This is a genomic window from Actinoplanes derwentensis (assembly GCF_900104725.1).
Classification (GTDB): domain Bacteria; phylum Actinomycetota; class Actinomycetes; order Mycobacteriales; family Micromonosporaceae; genus Actinoplanes; species Actinoplanes derwentensis.
In genome coordinates this window covers 9,198,394-9,225,182 of sequence record NZ_LT629758.1, presented here as the reverse complement: position 1 = coordinate 9,225,182, position 26,789 = coordinate 9,198,394, and the positions used below count along the sequence as shown (strand labels likewise).

At 67.5% G+C, this 26,789-nt stretch carries 23 protein-coding genes, 3 tRNA genes and 1 pseudogene; 10 read left to right on the top strand and 17 right to left on the bottom strand.

Annotated features, from left to right (window positions below; all coding sequences use genetic code 11):
• The first annotated feature begins 157 nt into the window (after positions 1-157).
• Entirely contained in the window at positions 158-802 is a 645-nt protein-coding gene (locus tag BLU81_RS41310; protein ID WP_092554293.1) for a hypothetical protein, read from the top strand.
• The gene (locus BLU81_RS41305) at positions 795-2,306 is read left to right on the top strand and encodes a glycosyltransferase family 2 protein (RefSeq protein ID WP_092554290.1); all 1,512 of its coding nucleotides are present in this window, start codon (positions 795-797) and stop codon (positions 2,304-2,306) included. Before BLU81_RS41310 ends, BLU81_RS41305 begins: the two co-directional genes overlap by 8 nt.
• A 62-nt stretch (positions 2,307-2,368) precedes the next feature.
• Here BLU81_RS41305 and BLU81_RS41300 read toward each other — a convergent pair whose 3' ends face one another.
• Complete coding sequence (locus BLU81_RS41300) at positions 2,369-3,724, bottom strand: FAD-dependent oxidoreductase (RefSeq protein WP_172890715.1); 1,356 nt, start codon at positions 3,722-3,724, stop codon at positions 2,369-2,371.
• A gap of 324 nt (positions 3,725-4,048) precedes the next feature.
• On the opposite strand from BLU81_RS41300, the gene BLU81_RS41295 reads away from it, so the two are divergent.
• The gene (locus BLU81_RS41295; protein WP_092554287.1) at positions 4,049-4,558 is read left to right on the top strand and encodes a phospholipase; all 510 of its coding nucleotides are present in this window, start codon (positions 4,049-4,051) and stop codon (positions 4,556-4,558) included.
• Positions 4,559-4,612: 54 nt separating this feature from the next.
• Here BLU81_RS41295 and BLU81_RS41290 read toward each other — a convergent pair whose 3' ends face one another.
• Positions 4,613-5,701 carry a glycoside hydrolase family 19 protein gene (locus tag BLU81_RS41290; protein ID WP_092554284.1) on the bottom strand — a complete coding sequence of 363 codons (1,089 nt, stop codon included), beginning with the start codon at positions 5,699-5,701 and terminating at the stop codon, positions 4,613-4,615.
• A gap of 209 nt (positions 5,702-5,910) precedes the next feature.
• On the opposite strand from BLU81_RS41290, the gene BLU81_RS41285 reads away from it, so the two are divergent.
• Both BLU81_RS41285 and BLU81_RS41280 read left to right on the top strand, forming a co-directional pair.
• On the top strand, positions 5,911-6,942 hold the full coding sequence (locus BLU81_RS41285) for a hypothetical protein (protein WP_157751998.1): 1,032 nt from the start codon (positions 5,911-5,913) through the stop codon (positions 6,940-6,942).
• 261 nt (positions 6,943-7,203) lie between these two features.
• A complete protein-coding gene (locus tag BLU81_RS41280) occupies positions 7,204-7,407 on the top strand; it encodes a hypothetical protein (RefSeq protein WP_092554278.1) in 204 nt (67 codons plus the stop codon).
• Positions 7,408-7,443: 36 nt separating this feature from the next.
• Here the strand turns inward: BLU81_RS41280 and BLU81_RS41275 are convergent, their stop codons facing one another.
• Entirely contained in the window at positions 7,444-7,794 is a 351-nt protein-coding gene (locus BLU81_RS41275) for a hypothetical protein (protein WP_092554275.1), read from the bottom strand.
• Between the two features lie 88 nt (positions 7,795-7,882).
• On the opposite strand from BLU81_RS41275, the gene BLU81_RS41270 reads away from it, so the two are divergent.
• On the top strand, positions 7,883-8,311 hold the full coding sequence (locus tag BLU81_RS41270; RefSeq protein ID WP_157751997.1) for a hypothetical protein: 429 nt from the start codon (positions 7,883-7,885) through the stop codon (positions 8,309-8,311).
• 752 nt (positions 8,312-9,063) lie between these two features.
• Here BLU81_RS41270 and BLU81_RS41265 read toward each other — a convergent pair.
• Positions 9,064-9,498 (bottom strand): hypothetical protein, encoded by a 435-nt coding sequence (locus BLU81_RS41265; protein WP_092554269.1) that lies wholly within the window; start codon positions 9,496-9,498, stop codon positions 9,064-9,066.
• 1,185 nt (positions 9,499-10,683) lie between these two features.
• Between BLU81_RS41265 and BLU81_RS51140 the strand changes: the two genes are divergently transcribed.
• Complete coding sequence (locus tag BLU81_RS51140; protein WP_231954745.1) at positions 10,684-11,655, top strand: IS30 family transposase; 972 nt, start codon at positions 10,684-10,686, stop codon at positions 11,653-11,655.
• A 150-nt stretch (positions 11,656-11,805) separates the two neighbouring features.
• On the opposite strand, the pseudogene BLU81_RS51855 reads toward BLU81_RS51140, so the two are convergent.
• Positions 11,806-12,645 (bottom strand): annotated as a pseudogene (locus tag BLU81_RS51855) (polymorphic toxin-type HINT domain-containing protein); the annotation flags it as partial.
• On the opposite strand from BLU81_RS51855, the gene BLU81_RS41250 reads away from it, so the two are divergent.
• Positions 12,631-13,728, top strand: coding sequence for an IS701 family transposase (locus BLU81_RS41250; RefSeq protein WP_092557431.1), 1,098 nt, complete (start codon positions 12,631-12,633; stop codon positions 13,726-13,728). The pseudogene BLU81_RS51855 and the gene BLU81_RS41250 overlap by 15 nt on opposite strands.
• A 29-nt stretch (positions 13,729-13,757) precedes the next feature.
• Here BLU81_RS41250 and BLU81_RS41245 read toward each other — a convergent pair whose 3' ends face one another.
• From BLU81_RS41245 to BLU81_RS41205, 10 genes are all read right to left on the bottom strand, one after another.
• Positions 13,758-15,209 (bottom strand): RHS repeat-associated core domain-containing protein, encoded by a 1,452-nt coding sequence (locus tag BLU81_RS41245; protein WP_231953756.1) that lies wholly within the window; start codon positions 15,207-15,209, stop codon positions 13,758-13,760.
• Positions 15,210-15,609: 400 nt separating this feature from the next.
• The gene (locus tag BLU81_RS41235) at positions 15,610-16,065 is read right to left on the bottom strand and encodes a hypothetical protein (RefSeq protein ID WP_231953755.1); all 456 of its coding nucleotides are present in this window, start codon (positions 16,063-16,065) and stop codon (positions 15,610-15,612) included.
• Positions 16,062-16,481, bottom strand: coding sequence for a MarR family winged helix-turn-helix transcriptional regulator (locus BLU81_RS41230; RefSeq protein WP_231953754.1), 420 nt, complete (start codon positions 16,479-16,481; stop codon positions 16,062-16,064). The genes BLU81_RS41235 and BLU81_RS41230 overlap by 4 nt, the downstream gene beginning before the upstream one ends.
• A gap of 590 nt (positions 16,482-17,071) precedes the next feature.
• The gene (locus tag BLU81_RS51710; RefSeq protein WP_269460968.1) at positions 17,072-17,194 is read right to left on the bottom strand and encodes a hypothetical protein; all 123 of its coding nucleotides are present in this window, start codon (positions 17,192-17,194) and stop codon (positions 17,072-17,074) included.
• 633 nt (positions 17,195-17,827) lie between these two features.
• Positions 17,828-18,544 carry an ATP-binding protein gene (locus BLU81_RS41225; RefSeq protein ID WP_197686032.1) on the bottom strand — a complete coding sequence of 239 codons (717 nt, stop codon included), beginning with the start codon at positions 18,542-18,544 and terminating at the stop codon, positions 17,828-17,830.
• Positions 18,545-18,551: 7 nt separating this feature from the next.
• Positions 18,552-18,845, bottom strand: a complete 294-nt coding sequence (locus BLU81_RS50025) for an ATP-binding protein (protein ID WP_197686031.1) — start codon at positions 18,843-18,845, stop codon at positions 18,552-18,554.
• 492 nt (positions 18,846-19,337) lie between these two features.
• Positions 19,338-19,412 (bottom strand) — tRNA-Val (locus tag BLU81_RS41220).
• Positions 19,413-19,421: 9 nt separating this feature from the next.
• A tRNA-Cys gene (locus tag BLU81_RS41215) sits at positions 19,422-19,492 on the bottom strand.
• Between the two features lie 38 nt (positions 19,493-19,530).
• Positions 19,531-19,602: transfer RNA gene (locus BLU81_RS41210), tRNA-Gly, on the bottom strand.
• 104 nt (positions 19,603-19,706) lie between these two features.
• Positions 19,707-19,892, bottom strand: a complete 186-nt coding sequence (locus BLU81_RS41205) for a hypothetical protein (RefSeq protein WP_092558369.1) — start codon at positions 19,890-19,892, stop codon at positions 19,707-19,709.
• 400 nt (positions 19,893-20,292) lie between these two features.
• Between BLU81_RS41205 and BLU81_RS41200 the strand changes: the two genes are divergently transcribed.
• Both BLU81_RS41200 and BLU81_RS41195 read left to right on the top strand, forming a co-directional pair.
• Positions 20,293-21,144 carry a hypothetical protein gene (locus tag BLU81_RS41200; RefSeq protein WP_092554256.1) on the top strand — a complete coding sequence of 284 codons (852 nt, stop codon included), beginning with the start codon at positions 20,293-20,295 and terminating at the stop codon, positions 21,142-21,144.
• A gap of 102 nt (positions 21,145-21,246) precedes the next feature.
• Positions 21,247-23,541, top strand: coding sequence for a putative bifunctional diguanylate cyclase/phosphodiesterase (locus tag BLU81_RS41195; protein WP_092554253.1), 2,295 nt, complete (start codon positions 21,247-21,249; stop codon positions 23,539-23,541).
• On the opposite strand, the gene BLU81_RS41190 is transcribed toward BLU81_RS41195, so the two are convergent.
• Together BLU81_RS41190 and BLU81_RS41185 are read right to left on the bottom strand one after the other, a co-directional pair.
• Positions 23,538-25,106: a hypothetical protein gene (locus BLU81_RS41190; protein ID WP_092554250.1), complete on the bottom strand. Its 1,569-nt coding sequence runs from the start codon at positions 25,104-25,106 to the stop codon at positions 23,538-23,540. The genes BLU81_RS41195 and BLU81_RS41190 overlap by 4 nt on opposite strands.
• Before the next feature lie 30 nt (positions 25,107-25,136).
• Complete coding sequence (locus BLU81_RS41185; RefSeq protein ID WP_092554247.1) at positions 25,137-26,786, bottom strand: carbohydrate-binding domain-containing protein; 1,650 nt, start codon at positions 26,784-26,786, stop codon at positions 25,137-25,139.
• Between the last annotated feature and the right edge of the window lie 3 nt (positions 26,787-26,789).

The window sequence follows — 26,789 nt, the reverse complement described above, 5'->3', positions numbered from 1 at the left end:
TACAAATACCTCCCGCTCTTAAGCACTTCTTAGACAACCTCCCGCGGATTCCTCAACTGGGGCGCCGGGGCGCCGACTTGAACCGCCGACCCCTGCCTGATCAGGCCGTCGTCCCCCGCCCGTACCAGCCCTCCGAACCCCAAGCGAAGGGGCATCCGTGCGCCTCCCCCGAAGTGCGGCCGTCGGCCTGATGGCCGCCGTGCTGTGTGGCAGCCTGGCCGGCTGCGCCAGCTTCCAGGAGCTGACCAGCAGCAGCACACCGCTGCTCGGCAAGAGTTCGACAAACGATCCCAGCACCGAACCGTCCCCATCGGTGTCGGTGTCGGTCAGCAGCAGCGCCGCGGCGGAGAAGCCGGTCCGGGCGAGCGGCCCACTGGACACCGGCTCGGTCGTCCATCGTGTCAAGCAGGGCGCTTTCACGGTCACGCTGACCTACTGGACCTCCGACAACGCGAAGCTCTACACCGCCGGGTCGAACAAGACCCTCAACATCGCGGCCCACATCGAGGACACCGACGGCAAGCAGCGCGTCACGGTCAGCACTTTCCAGGTGACCCAGGACGACGGTGCGGCACGGGCCAACGTGCGCACCGACAACGGCAAGTTCGACGTCACCCCGCCCTACCCCTACAACACGGTGGTGACGTTGCCGGCCGCCACCGCGGGCGCCACCGCGCTCACGCTGACCGTCCGGATGGATCTCCTGGTGGAGACCGCTCCGGAGGCGGACACCTACTACCGGTCCACCGCTCTGGACTCCCTCACCCTGCCGCTGGTCAAGGACGGTGCCACCGATGACTGAGACCGTTCCCGGCCTACGCCGCTCCGGCGATCGCCAGATCCTGCTGCCCCGCAGCGCCAAAGCCGGCCCGATGGCCCTGCCGCCGGTCCCCCGGCTGGCCGAACTGGAAGCGGTCGAGACCGTCTCCGGCGAGATCGCCGCCGCCGCGGCCGGCGGGCCCCGGCACGCCACGATCAGCTGCATCATCCCCTGCTACAACGAGCAGGACACGATCGGCGACGTCCTGCGGAGCCTGCTGGCCCAGACCCGGATGCCGGACGTCATCCACGTCATCATCAACAACACCGACGACGACACCCCGGAGATCGCCCGGACCTTCGAGGGCGAGCACACCCGTACGGTGAAGGGCACCAAGTTCGTCACCCAGGTGCACGTCCACGACATGGGCGTCAACCCCGACAAGAAGGTCGGGGCCCTGAACTACGGCTACTTCCTCTCCCGGGGGTACGACTACATCCTCGGTGTGGACGGTGACACCACGCTCAGCCGCGACACCGTGGAACGGCTCGAACTGGAGATGACCGACGACCCGCGCATCGGCGGGCTGAGCGCCATCTACAGCATCGACAAGGACCGCTTCCGGGGGCTGATGGCCCGGTTCCTGATCGCCGGGCAGCGGGCCCAGTTCGGCGCCTTCAACATGGACAACCTGCTGCGCGGGCGCAACATGGCGGTGCTCGGCGGCCAGTGCAGCCTGTTCAACGTGCGGGCGCTGGAGATGGTGATGGTCCGCCACCACCAGCAGGCGCCCTGGGTGCGTGACAGTGAGGTCGAGGACAGCAAGCTGTCGCTGCAGATCAAGGACGCCGGCTTCAGTACGAAGATCAGTGCCTCGGCTCGGGCGTACGTCGGCCCGATGACCAACCTGCGGGCGCTGCACGGTCAGCAGGTGAAGTGGAACTTCGGCGCGATCGACCTGTTCTGGCCGGGCCAGCGTGGTGACAACAAGGGCCAGCCGTTCCACCCCAACCTGCGGCTGCGCTGGTACGAGAACATCGCGATGCTGTTCAACATCGGTTCGCGGCTGGGTTTCCTGCTGCTGCTGGTGGCGTCGCTGTCGATCGGCGCGTTCGTGTTCAACCCGATCTGGCTGATCCCGCCGGCGGTCGCGGCGCTGCTGAACCTGCGGCTGGCGCTGGCGATGAAGGACAAGAGCGCCTCCGACCTGTTGTACGCCGCTCTGGCCCTGCCCGCGGAGATGTACATGTGGGTCCGGATGGGGCACTTCGTGTCGGCGTGGGCGCAGTTCCTCGCCCAGAGCGACAAGGACAACTGGGCCGCTCAGGCCAACGCCGAGAAGGGCAAGGGTTCGGCGTACGTCATGCCGCTGGTGGTCCTGGTGGCCATCGTCGCGACCGCGACCTACGCGTGGACCCAGCAGAGTGTCGAGATCCAGTCGGCGATCCTGTCGCTCGGCTGGCCGATCCTCTACATCTTCACCGTCGCCCAGACCGTGTTCATGGCCCGCAAGCTGTTCCGCAGGCACCGCGGTTTCGCGGTCTGACACACCTGACACGAAGCAGGGCCGGGGCAGCACGCCCCGGCCCTGCTTGGTGTCGCTGACTGTCAGCCGCGGGAGATGCGAGTCATCTCGTCGCGGTCGACGACCTTGACGCGGTTGCGGCCGTCCGGCTGGCCGAGCGCGATCTCGAACGCGTCCAGCAACTGCCAGCCGGCCCACGTGGTGATCGGCAGACCACGCTGCTCCAGGTAGGTCACCACGGCACCCTGGTCGTCGCCCTCCGGCGCGAGCGGCAGCCGCTCCTGCGCCTGGTCCGCGATCAGGCTGGCGACGGTCTCGCCGGAGCAGCCCTTGGTGTGGCCGATCAGGCCGACCGGGCCACGCTTGATCCAGCCGGCCACGTACACGCCGGGGATGTGCTCGCCGTCCAGGTCGATGACCCGGCCGGCGGCGTGCGGGATGGTGCCGGTGCGGGTGTCGAACGGCAGGTCCGGCAGCGCGCTGCTGAGGTAGCCGACCGCCCGGTAGACGGCCTGCACGTCCCAGTCGGTGAACTCGCCGGTGCCGCGCACCCAGCCGTCACCGGTCAGCTCCTGCGTCTCGGTGCGCAGGCCGACGACCTTGCCGTCTTCGCCGAGCACCTCGACCGGGGCCTGCAGGAAGTACAGGTGCAGGCGGCGCGGCCGGTCCCGCGGGTCGCGGACGGCCCAGTTCTGCAGGATGTCGACACACATCTTGATGTGCCGGGTGTCGCGCATCGCCTGGAGGCTCGCCTCGTCGAACTCGATGCCCTCAGGGTGGACGATCACCTCGACGTTCGGCGAGTGGTCCAGCTCGCGCAGCTCCTGCGGGGTGAACTTGACCTGCCCCGGGCCGCGGCGGGAGAAGACGTGCACGTCGGTGACCGGGCTCTTCTTGAGCTCCTGGTAGACGTTGTCCGGGATCTCGGTCACCAGTAGCTCGTCGGCGGTCTTCGCGAGGATCCGGGCGACGTCGACGGCGACGTTGCCGGCGCCGATGACGGCGACCTCCTTGGCCTCCAGCGGCCACTCGCGCGGCACGTCCGGGTGGCCGTTGAACCAGGAGGCGAAGTCGGCGCCACCGAAACTGCCCTGCAGGTCGATGCCCGGGATGTCGAGAGCGCGGTCCTTCTCGGCGCCGGTGGAGATCACCGTGGCGTCGTAGAAGCGGCTCAGTTCCTCCGGCTTGACGTCCACGCCGTAGGAGACGTTGCCGATGAACCGGATCCGCGGGTTGTCCAGGATCCGGAACAGGGCCTTGACGATCTCCTTGATCCGGGGGTGGTCGGGTGCCACGCCGTACCGGATCAGGCCGTACGGAGTGGGAAGCTTGTCGAAGATGTCGACGGTGACCGTCTCCGATGCCTTGATGAGGTGGTCAGCGGCGTAGATACCGGCCGGACCGGCACCGATGACAGCAACCCGCAGGGGGCGGTTCATGGTTGCTTCCAATCTCGTAGCTTCGAATCCGTCAGCCATGATCGAGGACAGGCCGCCAAGACTCTAAAACCTCAACCTAGGTTCAGCTCAATGCGACCCCCCTCGACAATTCCCCCAAACCAGACTTAGGTCACCCTTAGCAGGTGCCCTGAGCTGCGCAGACACTCATTTCTGTGGCCCCGGTCTCCCCCGGCCGGGCTACCACCATTCGGGCACCCCGGTGCGCCCTTTTCCACGGGGTAACCGGAATCGGGCCGTTGACTTAATGATCGTTCAGTTGCCGCCGGTAGCCTGAGCGCTCGCGCCGCCCGAAGGAGTGCCCCGATGCCCGTACCCCGCCGTCGCCTTCCGGCCTTTCTCGCCCTTGTCTTCGCCCTGGTCGTGACCCTGGGTGTGGCCGCCCCCGCCCACGCCGCCGGAAAGGCCGCCACCCTCTCCTCGTTCACCCAGACCACCGCGGCCTCCTACGCCAAGTGGAACGCGGCCCGGCAGGACCCGGACGACTGGCAGTCCTACGGTTTCGACTGGGGCACCGACTACTGCTCGGCCAGCCCCGACCGGCCGCTCGGTTTCGACTTCCGGCTCTCCTGCCACCGCCACGACTTCGGCTACCGCAACCACAAGGCGGCCGGCGCTTTCACCAGCGCCGCCAAGGACCGGATCGACGACGCCTTCCACGCCGACCTGAAGCGCAAGTGCGCCACCTACTCACCCGCCGTCCGCCCGGCCTGCCTGAGCCTGGCCTGGATCTACTACCAGGCCGTCTCGGTCTTCGGCTCGACGGCTGCCGTCGACCGGTCCGATCTGGACACCGCGGCCGAACTGATCAGCTGACCGACACGAGAGAGGCCGGCGGGACGTCCACCGGCCTCTCAGGTCTTTCCGGAGTCAGCAGTACAGGTTGCCCCCGGGGGTCACCCCGAGAATCGCGGCGAAGCGGTTGTACGCGTCGACCCGGCTCTGCACCTGACCCGGATTGCCGCCGTTGCACTCCAGCGAACCGTTGATGCTGCGGATCGTCTCGCCGAACCCGCGGCCGTTGACGATCGCCTCGTGCGGGGTCATCGTGCCGGGCCCGCGCTGGGTCATCCAGTACCAGACGGCCGTCTGGTAGGCCACCGACGTCTCGTTCTTGACCCGGTCCGGATTGTTGAGCAGGTCGATGCCGAGGGCGTCACCGGCCGCCTTGTAGTTGAAGTTCCAGCTCAACTGGATCGGGCCACGACCGTGGTAGGCGCTCTGCCCGGCCGGGCAACCGTAGGACTGGTTCCGGTCGCAGTACAGCGGCCAGTTCGCCTGGTTGATCTCCTCGACGTAGACCAGGCCGCCGGACTCGTGGTTGACGTTGGCGAGGAAGGCCGCGGCCTCCTGCTTCTTCACGGTGTCACTACCGGTGGCGGTGAACGCCGGGAACTTCTTCACGGCGTCGATCAGACCGGCGTACGAGTAGAACGCGATCCGGCTCGGGAACATCTGGTTGAACTGCGCCTCGCTCACCGGGAAGCCACTGGTGTTCCCGGGCGGCGGGGTGGTGCCACCGGAGCAGGTGTACGGCGACCAGTACCAGGTGCTGATCACCGGGTCGTAACCCGGGTTCTCATGGCTGGCCTGGTAATACTGCCCGTTGGTGTACTTCACGATCGCGCCGGCCGCATAGAACTGCCCGGCCACCCAGTTCGGGTGGTTGCAGTTCGTGGACGGCGGCGGGGTGGTCGTGCCACCACCGCAGGCGCCGTTGTCACTCCACACGCCGGAGCCGCCGGTGCTGGGCGTCTCGCCCTGGGTCCACCACTTGGCGGTCCAGTTGTGCCCGCTGTACGAGGCCCGCTGGCCTCCGGTGTAGACCGCCGAGCCGCTGTACGCCGCGACGCACGACTCGGCCGCGTTCGACGCGGTCATCGGCAGGATCGCGGCGGCGACACCGGCCACCGCGACACCGATCGTCGCCATGATCGACAAAACCCGTTTTCTGGGCATGCTTCACCTTCCGTACGTCTCGGTACGTACCAGAACGAGGGGGATGAGAGGTACATCGACTCAACTAGATCCGCGGACCCGGAGTCAAGGCATCTGTTAAGAAAGTTCAAAAATAAACCGCACGACGGGTGATCGACAGCCGTCGGCGAAGGCCGTATGTTAGGCGCGATTCGGTGCTGACGTCCGGACTACCTGGGGAGTTCGCCACAGTGTCTGACCGGAGAGGTGAACGATCCAGCCGACTACGGATCGGCGGATGGCTCGCACCGGGCGAGGAAACAAGTGGGAGCGCTCCCGCACTGCCTGGCCGTCCAGCCGCCCGCGCCCTGCCCGCCGGCCCCCTCCAACCCACCGGCACACCGCTGGAGACTGCCGCCGCCGACGCCCTGATCGGTCGCCACCGTGCCCGGCGCCGCTGGTGGCGCCTGGCCGTGGCGGCCGCCGCCGGAACCGTCACGGTCATCGCCATCGCGCAGACGGTCGGCGGCGACCCGGCGACGACCAGACTGCCTGCCGCCGCACCCGGCCCGGCGTGGCCCGCCGACCCGGACGCCTCCTGGGCGCTGTCGACACCCGGCGAGGCGACCATCTCGCTGGAGCCCTCGACGCCGTCCCCGAGCCCGTCCACCAGCACGCTCCCGGCACCGCGGACGACCACTCCGCGCCCACCGACGACAGCTCCGGCCCCGGCCCCGGCCCCGGTGAAACCAGCGTTGACCCTCACCGCCGGTTCGGTTCCCGCGCTCGTCGACCTGAGCGCCGAAGGCACCCGGGACTGGGCGCACTTCGGCCTGACCGACGCGACGTCGATCAACCGGCGGGGCGACGGGAACTCGATCGAGGACCTCGGCACCACCGGCGGCCGGGGCCGCTACGAGAACAACCCGCAACTGTTCACCTGGACCGGCGGCCGCCCGACCGGTTCCGCCACCCGCACCCCCACCGGCGTCTACGCCTGCGGTGAGGGCTCCGGTTTCACCCTCCGGGTGCCGGCCGGCCCCGAGACCCGCACGCTGCGCCTCTACGCCGGTGTGTGGATGGCCTCCGGCCGCCTGACGACCACCCTGAACGGCCTCACCCGAACCAGCACCCTGGAGAACCGCGAGGCGATCAGCACCAACCGTTTCGAGATCCGGTTCCGCGCCCCCGCCGGCAGCAAACTGACCCTGACCTGGAAGGCCACCGACACCTTCCACCCGAGCTGCGGCAACGTCGACATGCAGGCGGCCACCCTCTCCTAGGGTTCGTGCCGCACCCATGCGGGCTGCATGACGTCAGGGGTGGCCCCCGTCACACGCGGAGACCGCCGCCAACGCGGCTTCCAGGAATTCGGTGATCAGTTCATGGAGTTTCGATACCGCTGACAGGTCCTCTTCCGGACTCAACCGGCGCCAGTCCCGGTCGGCCCACGGATCGAATCCCGCCTCCCTCAACACGAGAACGGGCCGGCTGCCGTACGCCGGTGGGCGGTCTCCGGGCCTCCGGTCACCGTCGGTTCACTGGTGCGCAGTGACGAGCCGGCCGACTGGGACGTCATCGACTGGCCCGTCGACGAGACGGTCGTCGCGGTCGCGGCGGCCCGGCTCCGGGTCGACCGGCCGCCGGTCTATGTCGCCGTGCCGGGCCGGTCGCAGACCCCCGGATTCCCGGTGCTGCGGCAGCTCTCCCAGGCGGTCGGGGCGGCCGTCGAAGCACAGCGTTCCTAGGGTGCGTTTCTCTCTGAGTGACTTTCGCGATCTTGGTCAAGCGGCGAGGTCGTATTGGTGCTGGTAGTGGCTGGTGTGGGTGCGTTGGTGTTCTTGCTGGAGGTGGTACTTCCAGTAGGCGTCGAAGTCGCCGTTGGTGATCACTGTTCGGAGTAGCAGGACGGCTTCGGCGCTGGGCAGGCTCCAGCGGGCGCCGGTGATCGCGAGGCGGTCTTTGACCAGGTAGCGGCATGCGCCCTCGATGACGCCGGTCGCGATGGGCCAGCCCATGGTCAGCGCGATGCGGTAGATGAGGTAGGGCTGTTTCGCGGTGAGGTAGTCGATGCAGCGTTTCAGCCCGGGTGCGGTATCGCCGGTCGCGGTGACGGTGTCGTGCTGGCTTTTCAAGTCGGCGATGACCCGGGCGGGATGGTGTTCGAGCAGGTCGCGGGCGGTGCGGGCGACGAAGGCGGCGCGGCCGGGCTGGGTGGGTGGGGTGCAGGTCGTCGGCGGCTTTCCAGAGGTATTCCAGGACGTGGACGAAGTCGAGGATCAGGTTGATCCGCACGCCGCGGGCGTGGGCTTCGGCGTTGATCCGGTCGATCTGGTGGTTGTTGCCGTCGACCAGCACGATCCAGCGGCGCAGGTGGTGCGGGTCGCGTTGCTCGGCCCGGTCGAACAGTCTGGTGGTCATCGGGGCGGTGGAATCGACGATCGACGCGTCGACCTGACGGTTGACGGCTTTCGGCCCGGGCCGGCGGGTGGCGCGTTCGGCGGCGCCGGTGGGCATGACGTCGGCGGGGCTGCGGACCGCGGGTGCGGCGTCATAGACGGCGGTGACCACGGCCATGCGGGTCCGGCCGGTGCGTTCACGGCAGGACAGTTGGGCCGACGGCGGTTGCGGCCCGTCGTCACGGACCGGTGAGCTGTCCCGCAACCCGGAATCGATCATGTTGATGCCGGTGGCGTCGATGCTGAGCACGAGCAGATCCCGCGGCCCCGCCGGGTTGCCGGGCTGAACAGCCCGGGCGGGAACGGGGTGCTGGGCATAGAAGTCACGCACGTCTCGGGCGGCGTCGGTGGTGATCTGCATCAGCTGCCGGGTGCCGATCCGTGTCCCGAGGATCCGGTCCAGACCATCGTGGGCCTGCCGCAACGCGCCGGTCACGCTCTCGTGGATCACGGCTTGTTGCAGCGGGAACGAGTACCAGCCTTCGGGCAGCGCGAGCCGGGCATCTGCCGGGTGCAGATTGGACACCCCCGGATGGCGGTAGGCGATCCGGGTGACCTCGACCGGGCCGAGGGTGGTCGACAGCAGCCGGGTATGCCCCGGCTCGGCCCGCCGCCGGGTCACCTCGTCGGCGCCGGTCACCTCGGGCAGCCGCTGTTCCGCGGCGGCACGGGCGTCGAGGTGATCCTGCAACGCCTGGCGCAGCACATCACGGCCCGCGCCGGCGATGAACTCCTCCACCGCGTGTTCCGGCCGCGTCGCCATCAGCGGGTCACCCAGGCGGGTGATCAATACGTCGAACAAGGCCCGGGACACGGCATAAGCGGCGTTGCCGGGCCCGGGGCAGGGATATGGTGCCATCGGGTCTTCCTCGGGTCGGCCGGTTCTTCGATAAACCCAGCCCGCCCAGGAAGACCCACCATCGTGCTGGAGCCATCCCGACCGGGTCACCCCGAAGAGGGGCCGGAACCAGCCGTGAGAGTGAACAGCCCCGGCTCCACTTCGCGCACGCGCCCGGCCGTCACCAGCTTCTTCAACCGGTGCCGGACCCGCTCACCATGCCGGGCCACCGACGGATTCTCACCCATGACCGCGACGACCTCCCGGCATCGCAGCGGCCGGCCCGCCTCGGCGAGGATCGCCAGCAACTGATCCGCGAACTCCCCGTCCAGGGCCGGGACGGACGCTGCCGGCACCGGCTCCGCCGCTCCGGTGACCAGCCCGGACAACACCTCACGCGTGACGGTCAGACGTTCGATCTCCCGCCGACACGCCTCGATCAACCCGGCGATCCGCGCGGCTTCCTCTTCCAACCGCAGCCACTCGACCCGAGCCGCCGCCTCACGCTCGGCGAGTAACCGCATGATCTGATCGCCATCCACCCGCTCACCCCCACCGAAAACCGGTCAGCCAACCCATACCAACCAGCCCTCGAAGAACACAACGATCGAACATCGATGAACATCACAGGTCACTCAGGGAGAAACGCACCCGCCGAACACAGACCGACGTGACGATCGCCTTGGAGGCCGCCCAGGGGGGCGCACTACACATCGAGCAGCCTCCAAGACGCTACAACCGGGTCCAGGGTATCGATAGAAGTCGACATGCAGCAGCCATTGACGGCAACCGTGACGGCAACCCAAGCGATCAGCAGCAAACCTCTACAGGATTCCACCACCCTGCGTAGTCGCCGCCCACCCAAACACGACCAGGTTGCCCTGGCGTCAACCCACAACGCCCTCCTTGGCTCAGCGCCATAATCATCGGTTCTTCGAGAAGGAACTAGATCGAGGGCAGGCGTTGAAGAATCACCTTCTACTTTCCAAGAATTCGACTAGCGCACTCAGCGTCGGTGTCAGATCAGAGCGGTCAAAACCCGCAGCCTCTAAATGGATGAGTATCTTGGCCTCTGCAGAATCACCGCAAGCATCAACGAAGGCCGCAATGCAGGCTCTTAGAGATGCGAGCACGTGCATTTGAACGTCAGCATCAGTTGGCGATTCGGAAGCGGCAGCGAGCGGAATAGGGGGAGTCGCAAGGATCAACTCAGGTGCCCCATCGGCCCGCTCATTCACTAGCGCCTGAGCCAAGCCGATTACTGGCCTACCTCCATAACGATCATGAGCAAGCGCGAAGCTCACGACTGCGGCACGGCAATCCCAACCGGTATCGCGCACAGACCCCGAACGAAACTCAAGCCCTTCCCTTACCCCCATGAACTCTTGACACGAGTTCACGACAACTTCCGCCGCGGCGGCGATGACGTATTTCACTTGCAGCCCAAGCCCGTGCTCATTGACGTCATGATTGACGGCCTACCCAGAATCTTAAGCTCGTCGTTATTGAGAGCCACGCCACCGTCGATGACGTCTGCGGTATACGTCATACGCGCAGCCTCCGGCAGATCCGCAACTTTGACGCTGGTTCGAATCATCGTATACGCCCCTTCTTCCGGGTAGGCAGCGTACGCCCTCCTCGCATACTCAGCAGCACCCGGCGAGTTCAGTCAGTCGTAGCATTTGATCTTGATGGGTCGGTGGGACAGGATGCCCGCCGTGCGCAACATGTTGACCCTGGTCGATCGTGAAGAGATCTCCCGTGGCTTGGCCGAGGGCCTGGAATTCAAGGAGATTGCCCGGCTGATCAGCCGGAACCCGTCGGTGGTCTCACGGGACGTGGCCCGCCACGGCGGCCGGGCGGAGTACCGGGCCGTGACTGCGGACCAGTTGGCGCTGACCGGTCGGTTGCGGCCGAAGGCGTACGCGGTCGACCGGTCACCACGGCTGCGGACGGTGGTCACGCAGCTGCTCAAGGGCGGCTGGTCGCCGGCGTCGATCGCGGGCCGGTTGCCGCGCGACTACCGCGACGATCAGGCTGTACGGGTGTCACACGAAGCGATCTACCAGTGGGTCTACGCCCAGCCGGTGTCCGCCCTGGCTCGGGAACTGCTGAAGCTGCGCACCGGCCGGACCGCCCGCCGTTCGGGCCCCCGCCCGGCCCCGGCCCCGCGGATCCGTGAGCCCCGCTACCTCGACGAACGCCCCGCCGAGGTCGAGGACCGGCAGGTGCCCGGCCACTGGGAAGGCGACCTCGTGATCGGCAAGGCCGGCAGGTCCGCAGTCGCGACCCTGGTCGAGCGGACCTCCCGGATGCTGGTCCTGGTCCCGTTGACCGGACGCGACGCGCTGACCGTCGGCGACGCGGTGATCGCCGCCGCCGGAACGCTGCCGCCACAGATCGCCCGCTCGCTGACCTGGGACTGCGGCTCCGAGATGGCCGGACACGCACGGATCACCGCCGCCGGGCTGCCGGTCTACTTCGCCCGCCCGCACTCACCATGGCAGCGCGGCAGCAACGAGAACGCGAACCGCATCCTGCGCGAGTACTTCCCGAAAGGCGTCCCGATCACATCAGATCCGAAATACCTGGCAATGGTGGCTTCCGAAATCAATGACCGACCCCGTAAGATCCACAATTGGAAGAAGCCCTCCGAGATATTCGCCGAACTCGTAGAGGAAAATGCTTCGACTGCCTGAATCTGCCCCCCGCTCGCTGAACGAGAAGTACTTGACCCCCTGAGGACTATTCCAGGCGCGATTCTTCGAGATGTCTACGTATTCAGCACCAGTAACAGCCCGCCAGAGATAGGCCTGGCCCGGTTTCGGTGTGTCACCTTGGTTGTGCACCAGCACCGGGGTTTTGCCGGCGAGCACATAGTACGTGTGGATGTCGGCGACGGTGAGGTTGTAGGCGGGGGCGAAGGTGTGCTCCGAGTAGTCGAATCCGTCTACCCGGGCCGTGCCCTTGACGGTGCGGGTGAGTTCGCCTGCGCCGAGCGATTCTGCCTTCTGCCACTCCTGATCGGATTCGTTCCAGAAAGGGTGGTCTTCTGTTGTCGTGAGTCGCTGGCCGTCGATGGTCAGGATGTATAGGTCGTCGTTGTGGACCCACACCTTCTCGACTTTTCGTGGACCTTCCTCGCCTGTTTCCGGGTCAGTTGCGAGGACCTCATCACCGACCTGGATATCTTCCATCGCCTTGGCGGTGCCGTCTGCCATCAGCACTGCCGTGGTAGCAGAAAAACTATTGGGGCCAGGGGTGACGCAGGCTTCAAGAGAGGGCGTCTTGGGGGAATCCGAGTCGCCCTTGTTGCCGAATTTTAGCTTCGGGATCTTTTTGGTGACAATTCCGAGCAGGGTGCTTACGACTGCCACCGTGGCGTGGCCGGCGCACTCTGCGCCGCCCCAGCCGCTGCCGCAACCGACCTGTTCCTGGGCTTTTGCGCAACCCTCTTCGTGGACTACGCAGTTGGCCACGTCGCCGAGCAGGAGCCCCGACGCAACGGCCTCGTGAGCCTGCGTGTCGAGCCTGGCCTTGCAGGTTCCCCAGGACACCAGCAGGCCTAGTACTGCAACGGCGGGTCGCCACTTCGTGTGGTTCTGAATCGTTTGCTGGGCGTGGTGACGGCTGAACAGGTAGGCGGCTGGGACGATGACCTCTGGGATTTCTTCCTGGGGTTTTCGCATTGGTTCAGCCGGGCGGATGTCCGGTGGCAGGCGTGGAAGTATCTGCGGGGGTTGATGGCGCCGATCGAGCGGCGTAGTGGCTGGAGTCTGGCCGAGCATGCCGGTGACGCGACGCCGGACAAGATGCAGGGTTTGCTGGTCAGCCGGTGTCTGGACCGGGACAAGCTGCGTGATGAGGTGCGGTCCGCGCTGGTGGCGGCGATCGGCGATGAGGCCGGGGTGCTGGTCGCTGACGAGACCGGCTTCATCAAGAAGGGAAGATCATCGGCCGGTGTTCAAAGGCAGTACACCGGAACGACCGGGAAGATCGACAACTGCCAGCTCGGGGTGTTCCTGACCTACCACACCCGGCATGGGCGGGCACACGTCGACCGGGAGTTGTACCTGCCGAAGTCCTGGACCGACGACCGGGACCGGTGCCGGCGTGCGCACATCGGCGACGACGTCCCGTTCGCCACCAAACCCGAGCAGGCCAGGTCCATGCTGGAACGTGCGGTCGACGCGAAGGTGCCGTTCGCCTGGTTCACCGGCGACGAGGCGTACGGCCAGAACCGGGCACTGCGCGAATGGTGTGAACAGCAGGACATTCACTATGTGCTGGCCACCCGTAAGGATCATGAGGTCGCGTCCGGGCTGCACACCACCACCCGCGTCGACGCGTTGATCGGCAAGGTCCGGGCCGGGGCCTGGCGGCGGATGTCCTGCGGTGACGGCGCCCACGGCCCGCGTGTCTACGACTGGACGAGTGTCCCGATCCGCACCGAGTTCGAGCATGGCCGGCGTGGCTGGGTGCTGGCCCGGCGCAGCATCAGCAGCGGCGAACTGGCGTACTACGTGTGCTTCGGCCCGCGCGGCACCCGGCTGCGCAGGCTGGTGGCCACGGCGGGCGCGAGGTGGGCGGTCGAGGAATCGTTCCAGATCGCGAAGAACGAGGCCGGCATGGACCAGTACCAGTTCCGCCGCTACGACGCCTGGTACGCCCACATCACCCTGTCCATGGCCGCCGCCGCGTTCCTGACCATCACCCGCGCCCGCGAAGCCGAAAAGGGGGCACCACCGGCGACCACGGCCAGGACGGCCTGATCCCACTGACCGTCAAAGAGATCAGACACCTACTCGCCGTCCTGATCCTGACCGCGAAGAACACCACCAAGCATGCCTTGGCCTGGTCGAACTTCCGACGACGTTGCAACCACCGCGCCCGAACTGCCCACTACCGCAAACGACTCAGCACGCTCGGAAGCTACGAGCCGCCGTAGCAGTACTAGCGGTGCGCAGCTCGCTTGGGTGACGATGCCTTCCCAAGATCCCTTGATCATGGAGAGGCCGTCGGCAGCGATGGTTTTGGTGTATCGCTCGGTGGAACTGCTGCCGGTCTTGCCGGACTCCGCGGGAGGGGAACTGGTGCCGCTGCCGCCGCTGCCGCCACCGGGATTCCAGTCCCAGTTCAGGCCGGTGACGTCGGAGAAGGCGGTGGGGCTGTTGTTGGCGTAGGCGTAGCCGTTCCACTGCTGAGGGACGGCCAGGTCTTGGATCGGGTCGAGGGAGATGAAACGGCCGATGGTGGAGTCGTATTGCCGCGCGCCGACCTGGATGAGGCCGGTGGTGCTGTTGAGGGTCTTGTTCAGGAAGCCCCGGTTATCGGGGATCTCGATCGTCACACCACGTCGGTCGCCGTAAGGCGTGTACTGACGCCAGGTCGGTGTCTGGGCGGTGTTGTTCAGATAGAAGTCGGGTGTGCCGTGCAGGTCCGGCAGGGCGAAACTGTAGCTGGCGCCGTTGCGGATGACACTGCCGCCGCCGGGAAGGCTGTAATAGCGGGTCCCGGTGACGGCGTTGGTGCTGGTGTCGAGGGTGAACTGCTGGCTGCCGAGGTAGAGCGTGACGTTGCCGGGGTTCTTTTCCAGCAGGAGGTCACCGGTGTGGCTGTAGACGTTGGTGGAGGATCCGGTTGGGGTGGTGACGGAGGCGAGTTTGCCGGCGTGGTTCCAGTCGAGGGTCTGGGTGCCGGTCGAGGTGGTGCGACTCGTCGTGTTGCCGGCCACGTCGTAGGCGTAGCTGGTCGAGCCGGTCCGGCCACCGGTGGTGCCGGTGCTGGTCAGGGTGTGCGGTTGGTTTTTGCCGTTCTCGTCGTACTTGTACGTGGTGGTGGTGTCGGTGCCGCCGGTCAGGGACCGTTCGATCTGGCTGGTGCGGTGGCCGAGGTCGTCGAAGGCCCAGCTGGTCCAGTAGGCGCTGCTGTAGCCGATGGTGTTGCCGATGGTGCTACGGCTGGTCTCGGTGGGTGTGACGGCGCAGTTGTCGGTTCCGGTCCAGGCTTCGGTGAGACGGCGTAGTCCGTCGTAGTTGAAGCATTGGGTTTCGCTGACGCCACCGGCTAGGCGGTTGGTGGTCTGCCGGGTCAGGTTGCCGACCAGGTCGTATTGGTATTTCTGCTGGTGGACGTTGGCTGGGGTGGTCGGGGCGCGGGTGATCAGTTGTTCGGTGAGCAGGCCGTTGTGTTCGTCGTAGGCCCGTGGGGGGTAAGGGACCAGCCGGATCTCTGTACATGGATGGGGATCCACCGGCCGCCGCAGCCGCCGCGTGTGCGTCCAAGAAGCCTGTCCGAGCCCCGGAGTTGGATCCCGCCCAGAATCCGGACTACAAGCAGCAGTGGCACGAACAAGTGAAGTGCATGCAAGGTAAGGGCATGCCGATCATCGAGACCGACGACGGGTGGACCTGGAACTCGGAGAACCCCAACGTGCCGGAGAACGAGAAGCAGATCGAGTTCGAGTGCCAGGTGCAGGCATTCACGAAAAAGTAGAACGCCCCCGGAGGCGGCAGTTTCGACCGGCCGCCTCCGGCGCGGCCGTCGGCATAACGCACTGTCATGCCCGAGCAGCGGATAAGTGATCATGCGAGTTGGTAACGCGTGCGTCCTTTGTTCAGTAGGCGACCGACGCGTGCCGGGTCGTATCGTGGTCAGCCATGCCTGGGCCCTTGGCCGTCGGAATTCTGCCAGGGGAACGGGGCGAGGTCGGGCGGAATCCAGCCCTGCCTGGCCTGCGCGCTTGCCAGCGTCGTTGAGCGGTAGAAGCGGGTGAGTAGGCGCTTGTCGAGCAGGGCGGGATGCTGGTCGGCAAAACCGGCGAAGTCCTGTTGCTGGGTGTCAAAGGCGTGGTGCCCGATGAGTTCGACCCATGCCCGGCTGATCGTTGCGTGGTATTTCTGCGGCGCGCCCGCATATCGCGCGGTGCGCTGGATGCCGTCGCTGATGAGGTCGATCGCTTCAGATACTCCGTAACGCCGCACGGCCAGCCACGTCAGGTGGACATGTTCTCGGTGACCGAACTGTCCGGCAGCGGCCATCACCTGGACCATCAAGGATTCGAAGACCGATGCCCCGGCGCTTAATGAAGACGGCCCGGACGTTGTCATGAGAGCATCCCCGCCAGAGCTTCCAGTGCCTGTCGCAAGACAACCGTCTCGCCGACCGGCAGGCTGCCGAGCGCGCGGTGCTCGATACGGGCGATGGACTCGCGGATTGCCGTGGCGGCTTTGCGGCCATCTGAAGTGAGCTCGACAACGACGACCCGACGGTCTCCCGGACGGCTGCCTCGGGTGATGTGACCGCGTCGTTCGAGGCGGTCCAGGACACTGGTGAGTGTCGTGGGGCGGACGCCCACGGCCTTGCCGAGTTCGGAGATGGTGCGGCCACGGCCGTCGGCGAGGTTGGCCATGGCGTTGATCTCGGAGGCGGTCAGATCGAGATCGACGAGCTCGGCGGCAAGAACCTGCAAGGTGGCATGGGTGGCCCGTTGTAACGCGAGCAGGGCGGACCAGTCGGGTGGCACGGTTTGAGGTATCACGATTTCGGAATATACGACTTCGTTGTATATCCTTCAAGCGCTTCGGGCATCCGGATCCACCCGGGCCGCGAGCCGGCTCGCACCCACTCAGCCCCACCCCGAGCCAACACACGAACGCGCTGACCGCTGGCAGCCACTCCCGCACAGGGAGGCGGACCGGGCGAGACCATAGCCGGACACGAAAGATCGAAACCATCGAACCGGACGCCCAAAAGGGCGTCCGATTCGATAACGACTACTCATGGACCATAGTTGGCAGAACAAGAACCACATACCCGCAGCTCAGGGCCAGTCGTGACGCTATCGGCCGTACGCCGACGCACACCCTGATCGATTGCGTATCGCCCGGCGTAGTACCACCCTGCCGACCCGTTTCGCCATCAGCACCGGCGCGCCTTGTCCCCCTCAATCACCCGACCACCCAGTGACGTGCACGGACTTGGCCGATGAGCGGAGGCCCATCAACCTGCGCCGGATGGGCGGGCGTCGGCCAGCGCGAGCGCGGTGCGCATCATTTCCCGCGCGTCGGTCTCCCACGGCCCAGAGGTGGCCAAGGGAATTTCGGTCATGAACCGTCACTCGGCTTCCGGAGTCCTCGCCACGACCAGATCGGGATCCGTCGCGGCACTCGCGCAGAGGTTCGGGCCGTCGGCGTAGAACAGGTCGACGACAACAAGCCGGCCGTCCACGGTCCGCATGACGTTGGCCGGGTTGTGATTCCAGCGGCCCGCACCAGGGCAACTCCAGCCGAGCCCGGTCGTGGACCCGGCGCACCACGTCAACGAGCTCGGCAACCTCCGGCGCTCGCGTGGCGATTGCTTGATGGAAGGCCACGGCCTCGGCCTCGGCTGCCGGTAGCAGCCATTCCATCACCCGCAGGTCGCCGCCTCCAACCAGTCGATCGTGCGTGAACAGCCGGGGAACCTGACGGGTGTGTTCAGCCTGCCGATACAGGGCCGCGTTGTCCGGACCGGTCGGGTCGAACGGACTGATCCGCGCCGCAGTCATGCCGCCCGGTGACCGCAGCGCGATCGCCCAGTCGCCGGCCCCGCACGGCGTCCATCCGGCCGCGAGCAGGGTCCGTTCGACGTCTCGATGATCGACGTCGTGATAGGCGAGAGCCACCGCCAGATCTTCACCCACCTGACGGGAACTGGTCCATCGGAATCCCACCGCTGGGCGGCTCCGACATCCGCACTACCGGTGAATCATGACGGCCTACCCGGCAACTGAACGCTGCCGGGCCTCCGCCGATAGGTACTGTCATTGGCTCTCGCCCACCACGCGCTACGGGCAGCCCCGGTACGCGGGTGCCGTGCTCGCCGTCCGCATCACGGGCCGAGTAGTGCCAACGGGACGACGGCAACGTCGTCGCGGCGGCGATAGGCACGTTCACCGGCATAGATGACGATGGCGTCGATCAGGTTTTCGCCGATTCGCTCGCGTAGCCAGTGCAGGTGTTTGACGTCGGTGTCCTCGACACGGTCGGCCAGTTTGATCTCGACACCCAGAACTCTGCCGTCCGCGTGCTGGATGATCAGGTCCACTTCGTGATCACCATTGCGAGTTCGTAGGTGACTGACCCGAGCCTCGCTTGCTTCGGCGTAGGTGTGGATGCTGAGCGCCACGAGATGCTCGAAGAGGGCACTGAGAATAGTGCCCTCGGACAGGTTGGTGCTGCCTTGTTCGGCACGCAGCAGCGCGGCGCCGTCGAGCCCGAGCAGCCGCGCGGCCAGCGCCGGGTCGGCAAGGTGATGCTTAGGGGATTGGCCGAGCCGGTCGAGGTGGTTACGGCCGGGGATCCATGGTGGTATCTCGTCGAGCAGCCACAGTGACGACAGTGCATCGCGGTAGGCGAGTGTGGTCTCCTTGGCCGGCTTGTTGGTCAGTCCTCCGGTGGCCGCGTCGAGGATCTTCGAGTAGGCCGTCGTTGTCGACATCGCGGCGGCATAGGTGGCAAGCCATGCGCGCAGCACAGCCGGGCGGCGCACCGGGTAGCCCTGCTCGGGGAACTCCCGCTGCACCACGTTGTCGACATACGCATCCAACTCGGCTCTAATGACCGGGCGGGGAACCGGCGTCGACCGCGTGGCGCACCTGGTCCCACACCTCCGGCAGCCGCTGCCATTCGTCCACCAGCACCGGACCGGGCAGACGCGTCAAAACGGAGGGATCGGCCGCCAGGATCTCCCGCTGGGCAGGAAGACTCAGATCGACGACCGACACGGCGCGCTGCATCGCCGTCGCCGTCTTACCCACGCCCTTCGGCCCGTGGATGGACAAAGCACGCAGATGTGGCTGCAACTCGTCCAATGTGTCATCCAGCACGCGACGCCGGTACTCGACCATGCAGCTAATCTACCAACCGCACACTATCTAGTCTTCCAATTGCCAGGCGCTTAGACTGCCGAACGCAGGCCCTGCCGATCGGGCCTGCGTTTCCTCATGGTGGGTCGACCAACCTGTAGCTGACCTGAGGGCTCGTGCGCGGGATCGGCCGGGCCAGGTGCCGTCACCTTCATGAAGCCGCCGACTCATCGCCATGCGTCGTGGAGTGCGCCCCACCCAAATCCACGGGCGCCTCTTCAGCTGTGACCGCCGATTCCCGCGTGTAACGGCCGCCTTCACGTCAAGGTCGACGGCGTCTCGATGAGACCGCAAAGGGCGATCGAGGGCGATCTTCTCAACACCGCCGATCCCCGGTCCGGTGCGGTCAGCCAGCGCGGTCCCAACCGCTGCAGGATGCCGTCGCGGCATACCCGCTGCTCAACGCACCGTTGACGGCGGCGGCGGTTCTTGAACTGCCAACTATCGATTCATGTTTGCCCTGGTCAGGGGCTTTGGTGGGCGATACTGGGATCGAACCAGTGACCTCTTCCGTGTCAGGGAAGCGCGCTCCCGCTGCGCCAATCGCCCTCAAATGCGAGGTGGAGACGGGATTTGAACCCGTGTACACGGCTTTGCAGGCCGTTGCCTCGCCTCTCGGCCACTCCACCGAGGCGGCCGATGCAAGGATCAGCAACAGCCTTCTCCGAGCGGACGACGGGATTCGAACCCGCGACCCTCACCTTGGCAAGGTGATGCGCTACCACTGCGCCACGTCCGCTTGCTGCGCCCGGTTTCCCTGGCGACGGATGAAACATTAGCCGAGCCCCGTACCGGATGCCAAAGCACCCCCCGACTTCCGTGCTCCGCCGCAGGTCAGAGCGCCTAAGACGATTCCATCAGGCGGCGGACCTCGGCGAGCAGCTCGGCCTGGAACGCGACGATACGGCCGTCGGCCACGCCCACCTTGTAGTCGGGGCCGGTCGCCGGATCCGCCGAATGGACCAGGCTGCGGAGCCCGGCCGAACCGTCGGCGTGGCCGGCAGCGTAAGCGGCTAATGCGTCATCCATGGGGGCCTCCTCGTCGAACACGGCCGCCAATCTCGCACGGCGGCGACACACCGCAGTACCGGCCGCGAGTCGCGGGGAATCCACCCGAAAGGTCAAAACCCTAAAGTCCCGGACACCTATCCCGAACAGGCAAAACCCCTATATCCCGGACGCTGGTTCGGGGCGACCGAACCAGCGCCGAGGCGACCGGACGCCGGGCCGAAGCGACCGGGCCACGGCACGTGGCGACCGGGCCACGGGACGAAATGGCCGGGCGCCGGGCCGAAATGGCTGGATCGCGGGCGGCTGGGAGGTCGTACAGCGAACGTCCCCTGTTGACAGTGGTTTCCTGATCGGGACACAGAAGCCGCACAACCTGGCTCCGCACCATGGTCTTCGCCGACCTGCCTAGGAGCACTCGATGACAACGAACGACCAGCTCACCACCGTCTCCCCCGTGCACGCCGGCGCGGAGGCACCCACCGAGGCACGTGACCCGTGGGCGGAGACCGCCGACGAGCCCACCACCGCCACCGCGATCATCACCGCCCCCAAGGAATCCGCCCTCGGCAAGGACGACACTCTTCACCAGGACGACACTCTTCGCGACGACGAGACTCTTCGCGGGAACGACTCCCCTCGGGCGGACGACACCCTTCGCTGGAATGACACCCCGCCCAAGGACGACACCGCCATCCTGACTTCGATGGCGGCGACTCCTTTCCCGGCATCCCCGGCCATCTCGGCAACCGCGGTCCCGGCCGACTCGGTGCCGACAACATCGGTTCCGGCCACATCGGTTCCGGCTGAGCCGATCGCCGCCGCGCCGAATGTGGAGGCGCCGGCGGCTGGGCTGCCCGGTGTCGGGCCGCTGCCGCCGGCTGGGCCACCGACCGGCCAGTGGCAGGCTCCGCCGCCCGCCGCCGGTAGATCGAAGATCACCAAGAGCCCGAAGCTCATCCTGATCGCCGCCGTGCTGGTCACCGCGATCGCCAGTTCCGGGATCACCGTGGGCATCATGTCGGCGCTCGGCGGTACCACTCCGGCCGTGGCCACCCAGGACGGCACCACCCAGCAGGGCGGGCCGGGTGGCGGTTTCGGCGGCGGCCCGGGCAGTGGTGGTGGAATGCCGGGTGGCGGCGGGATGCAGGGCGGCGGGCCCGGCACGCAGCAGGGTTCCGGCACCGACCAGGGCACCCAGCAGCAGGGCACCCAGCCGGACTCCGGAACCCAGCAGGACACGACCGGGCAGCAGGAAACGACCGGCACCTGACCAAGCGCACCCGACCGTCCGTGCCCCGACCCACCAGGAGTGAGCCGGGGCACGGACGGTCATTTGGGTAAGACCCACGGCGGGCGAGCCGATCTAAGGCCCATGACCCACGTCCCGGCCCTTGATCAGGCGCACGAGACTCGGACTCCGTCCGAGTTCTGGGTGCACCTCGGGCTCAACGCGGCACTGATCACGGTTGTGCTGACCGGCCCGGGCTGGGCCACCGGTCCCGCCATGGGACTGTCGTTGCTGGTGGGGATGGTGGCGATCCATCGTGGTCCGCGCCGGCACCAGCCGACTGACTCAGTTCCGTGGCGCTACGTCCGTACCGCCTCCTGGATCTTCATCGCCAGCAGTCTGCTGCGGCTGTTCCGGGAGGCGGGCGGGCTGCCGGACGGGCTGACACTGCTGCCTGACCTGATCACCGTTCCGGCGTACCTGCTGGTGGGCCTTGGTTTCGCGGGGATGTTGCGGCGGCGGCACGCGTTCGAGGACGACACGGCCCGGGTCGACGCGGTTCTGATCGGGCTCGCCACGGCTTTCCTCACCTGGACTTTCCTGATCGCCCCGAACCTGGGCGACGGCCTGACCTCGGCGCAGATCGTCAACGCGGTCTTCCCGGTCTTCGACGTCAGCATCCTGGTGATGGCGGCCCGGTTGCTGCTGTCCCGCGGCGGCCGGCAGCCGGCGTTGTGGATGGTCGTTCTCTCGTCGGTGGCGTTGTTCATCGGTGACCTGCTCTACTGCCTGAGTGCGGCACTTCTGGTCGAGGTGCCGGGGCAGTCGGTCAACGTCTTCCTGCTGGTGATGTTCGCCCTGTTGACGGGGGCGTCGCTGCATCCGTCGATGCGGATGCTCACCGAACCGCAGCAGGTCGGCGAGCAGCGGGATCTGAGCGGTCTGCGGACCGTGATGATCGGCGTGCTGGTGATCTTCCCGGTGGCGCTGACCGCGCTGATGCCGCACGAGTCGCTGGTCAGCAACCTGATGCGGGCCGTCCTCTGTGTCTCGCTGGTGCTGACGGTGCTGATCCGGGTGATCCGCTCGAACAACTCCCGGGTCCGGGCGGAGCAGATCAGCCGGCATCGGGTCACCCACGACAATCTCACCGATCTGCCCACCCGGGGCTTGCTCACCGAGACCGTGGACCAGTGGGCCGAACGTACCGGCCCGGAGAAGACCGAGATCGGCTTGCTCTTCATCGGCCTGGACCGGTTCAAGATGGTCAACGACAACTGGGGTCACCCGGTCGGCGACGAACTGCTCCGGGAGGTGGGTGTGCGGCTCACCGAGCAGGTCCGCGCGGAGGACATCGTGGGCCGGGTCGGTGGTGACAAGTTCCTGATCGCGGTGGCCGGGCCGGCGCACGAACGGCTGGCGGAGTCCCTCGCCGAGCGTCTGCTGGCCGCGTTCACCAGGCCGTTCGCCCTGTCGATCGGCGATGTGGTCAGCTCGGTGTCGATCGGGGTGACGAAGACGACTGGTGGCGCCGGCGCTCAGGAGCTGATCCGGGACGCGGACACCGCGATGTACCAGGCGAAGACCAACGGCCGCAACGGGTACGCGATGTTCGACGTCTCGATGCACGCCCAGGTCCAGGGCCGGGTGCGGCTGGAGCAGGCGCTGCGCGGGGCGATGGAACGCGGCGAGCTGGCCACGCACTTCCAGCCGATCATCGACCTGGCCACCGGTGAGCTGGACGGGTTCGAGGCGTTGATGCGCTGGCATTCGCCGGAGCTGGGTTTCGTCTCGCCGGTCGACTTCATCCCGATCGCCGAGGAGACCGGCATGATCGAGGAGATGGGGGCGTGGCTGCTGAACGAGTCGGTCCGGCAGCTCGGTGAGTGGACCGTACAGCGTGGCCCGGATGCCCGGCCGTTGCACGTGTCGGTGAACGTCGCGGTGCGCCAGTTGCGGGACGGTTCCCTGGTGCGGCTGGTCGACGACGCGTTGCGGGCCAACGATCTGCCGCCGTCCGCGCTGTGGCTGGAGATCACCGAGTCGGGGGTGATGGAGGACCTGGAGACGGCTCTGCTCACCCTGAACGCGCTGCGGACGATGGGTGTCACTCTCTGCATCGACGACTTCGGGACCGGTTACTCGTCACTGAGCTACCTGAACCGGCTTCCGGTCGGCATCGTCAAGATCGACCGTTCGTTCGTCTCGGACGTCGGGGAGAACGGCGCGAACGAGCCGATCGTCCGCGCGGTCCTGGCGATGACCCGGGCGATGGGTCATCGGGTGGTGGCCGAGGGGGTGGAGACCGAGGTGCAGCGGAACTGGCTGCGGGAGCAGGGATGCGACCTGGTGCAGGGCTGGTACTACGGCAAGGCCGACCTGCCGGCCAACCTCACCAGCTGGATCGAGCACCGGTCACCCGCGCTCACCGAGGCCTAGCCGAGCCGCAGATCTGTGAGCGCTCTGTGGAGACGCTCGTCGCTGCGCACCCGGAAGGAGCCGAGGCTGGAGCGCGGGCGGCCCGGGTCGTCGCGCAGCGCTGCCAGGGCGGGCCGGTGCGGTTCGATCAGGTCGCCGGTCTCGGCCAGCCAGCCGAGTGCCCGGAGGCCTCCGGGCAGGGGGCCCACCCGTCGCATCAGGTCCGCGGCGAGCTGCGGGTCGCGGTCGCCGGACAACCAGAGGATCCTTGCCCGGTACGCCGGGATCGCCGCGCCGGCGAGGTGCCTCGGGATGTCCGGGGCCGGATCGAGCGTCGCCAGGTGCTGTTGTGCTGCCGGGTGATCGAATTCGGCCAGCAGCACGGCGGCTGCCTCGTCCACGGCGCTGCCGCACCGCAGGAGGGCGGCGGCCGCGTGGCTCCGGCGTACGCCATCGATGGTCTTGTCTCTCGCCTCGTTGAGCAGCAGCTCTTCCACGGTGACCACCGACGGCCCGATCCCGGCGAGAATCTCCATGACCTGCGTCCGTGCCACCCCGTTGGTATGCAGGGCGGCAAGCGCCGGGATCAGCGGCGCCGCGGCCGGGCCCCAGTTCCGGAGGGCGTTGAGGGTCGCGGCAAGACGCCGGTGCGGGTCGTCGACGGCTTCGGCCCGCAGGTGCACGGCCATGTCGCCGGCGATCTCGGCGGCGCACCAGGCGGCCTCCGCCAGGAGTTCCTGCACCGAACCGTTGCCGTGCGGCGCGGCCAGGAAGTCGCGCAGCGGTGCGACGGCTTCCGGCCGCTGAAAGGCGACAAGCGTGGCCAGCGCCTGGGCGTTTCCGGTCTCCCGGAAGAATTCGCTGATCAGGTCGAGGTGTTCCCGGGTCACCTCGCCGGCCATCCGGAGCGCGCCCGCCGCCGCCGACCGCACCGGCATCGGGCCGTCCGTTAGACATCCGGCCAGGACCGGGACCAGCTGGGGCGGGGCGGCCCGCCAGGTGTCGATGATCCGCCGGCATTGCCCGATGTTGTGCCACCGGGCGATCGGCGCGCCGGTGGTGATCGCCGCGGCGAACATCGGGATCTGTTGCGGTCGCCCGTCCATGGTCCGGCGGATCACCGAGCGCTCGGTGTCCCCGGTGGACTCCCGCGCCAGGAACTCGCGGAAGACATCGTCGTCCCCGCCGGAACAGACCGCGGCCGCGAGCCGGAGTTCCGGATCCGGGCTGCTCAACAGCTCCTCGCCGAGTTCTTCGGTGATCGGCTCGTACGGGCCGAAGTACTCCAGGGCGTGCACCCGGAACAACGCGAGCACCCCGGCCTCACCGCCGTGCCGGAGTGCGGCCCGGCCCACCGCACCGGCGAACGAGCGCAGCACATCCGGGTCGACCCGGTCGAACGATGTCGCGCCCGCTTCGATCCAGGCGAGGACCTGGGCGGCGATCGGCAGCGCGCGGGCGTCCGTCGCGCACAGGTCGGCGAGCCGGGGCAGCAGGGTGAGGTAGCGGGGACCGACCAGGAACCGGGCGCGCTCACCTCCGTGAGCGCGCCCGGTTCCGAGAAGGTCGAGCAGGGGATCGGTCATCAGGTGCCGACGATCCCACATCGCGGTGGGTCAGCGGACGCCGGCGACCACCGTGCTGACCTGGGTGCCGGAAAGGGTGCCGCCGGTGTAGAGGCCACCGCCGACCGCCGTGCCGGAGACCGTTCCGCCGGTGCGTACGGCATAGGTCGTGCCCCGGGTGATCTGGCTGGAACTGAAGACGACGTGCTTGAACGCCTTCGTCGACTGGTAGGTGGCGATCTGGGTGCCGGACGTGGTGGCCAGGTGCACGATCGTGCCGGCCGGCTGGTTGGCGCTGAACGTGTACGACACCCAGCCCTGCCCGGAGGTGGGCAGAGTGCTGGTGGAGGCGCTGATCCCGGTGGAGTACACGACGCCGCCGGTGATGGTCAGGGCGCCGTTGGAGTCCAGACCGCCCTCGCCGCCGCCGCGGGTCGGCGATCCGGCGACGACCACGGTGCCGCCGGTGAGGGTGAGCGCGCCGTTGGAGTCGAGGCCGTCGGTGCCGCCGCTCACCGAGACGGTGCCGCCGGAGACGCTGATCAGGGCGTTCGGCGAGTTCTGCATCTCGCCGTAGGCCGGGTCGGAGGCGTTGACCGCGTCATCGCTGGCGGTCGCGGAGACCGTGCCGCCGGTGATGAGGACCTTCAGACCTTCGATTCCCTCGTACGAATTGGTCACGTTGACCGTTCCACCGGCGATCGACACGTTGGTCTCCGCGTGCACGCCGTCGTCACCGCTGGCGACGGTGGTGGTCCCGCCGTCGACGGTGAGGTTGGCGTCGGAGTGCAGGCCGTCGTCGGCGGCGTTGACGTTGACCGTCCCGTCGCTGATCACGGTGAGCACGCCGGCCTTGAGGCCCTTGGCGGAGCCGGTGCCGGTGGCCCGGGCGGTGATCGAGCCGCCGTTGACGATCACGTCGGTCTGGCCGGTGAGGGCGTCACCGACGGACGTGACGTTAACGGTGCCGCCGGTGACCGCCACGTACCCCCGGTTGGTCTCGGTCTCGTTGTCGGACTTGAGGCCGTCGCCGCCGGCGGTCGCGGTGATCGAGCCGCCGCTGACGATGACGTAGTCCTGGCCACGGATGGCGTCGTCGGGCGCCGTCACGGTGATCGTGCCGCCCGCGATGGCCAGGCCGTCCTTGGCGTTGATGCCGTCGTTGGCGTTGCCGGTGACGACGAGCGCGCCGGTGCCGGCGATGCTCAGGTCGGCGGCCGAGGCGATCGGGCCGTCCACGGAGGCGGTGCCGTCGGTGAGCCGGTTGGTGGTGCCGGCCTGCAGGAACAGCAGCACCTCGTCGGCGGCGATCACGTTGATCGCACCGGTGCCGCCGGTGACCGTGACACCGTTGAGGATGATCCGGACCAGGCCGGTGCCGGTGCTGTTGACCACGATCTGGCCACTGGTGAGCGAACCGCTGAACCGGTAGGTACCGGCCGCCGTCACCGTCACCGTGCTGCCGGAGACGGTCACGTTGGAGCTGGTGGTGGTCGCGCTCGTGCCGGTCAGGGTGACCGCGGCGACCTCCGACTCGTTCCAGGTCAGGTCGGCTGCCTGCAGGTGGCTGGCCTGGTTGGCGGCGATCGCGGCGGCGGCAGCGGGGCCTGCGGCCAGTGCGGGAGAGGTGGGGGCCACCAGCACGGCGAGTGCGGTGGCGGTCAGCGCCGCGGGGACGGCGAGACGGGGGATGCGAGGCATGCT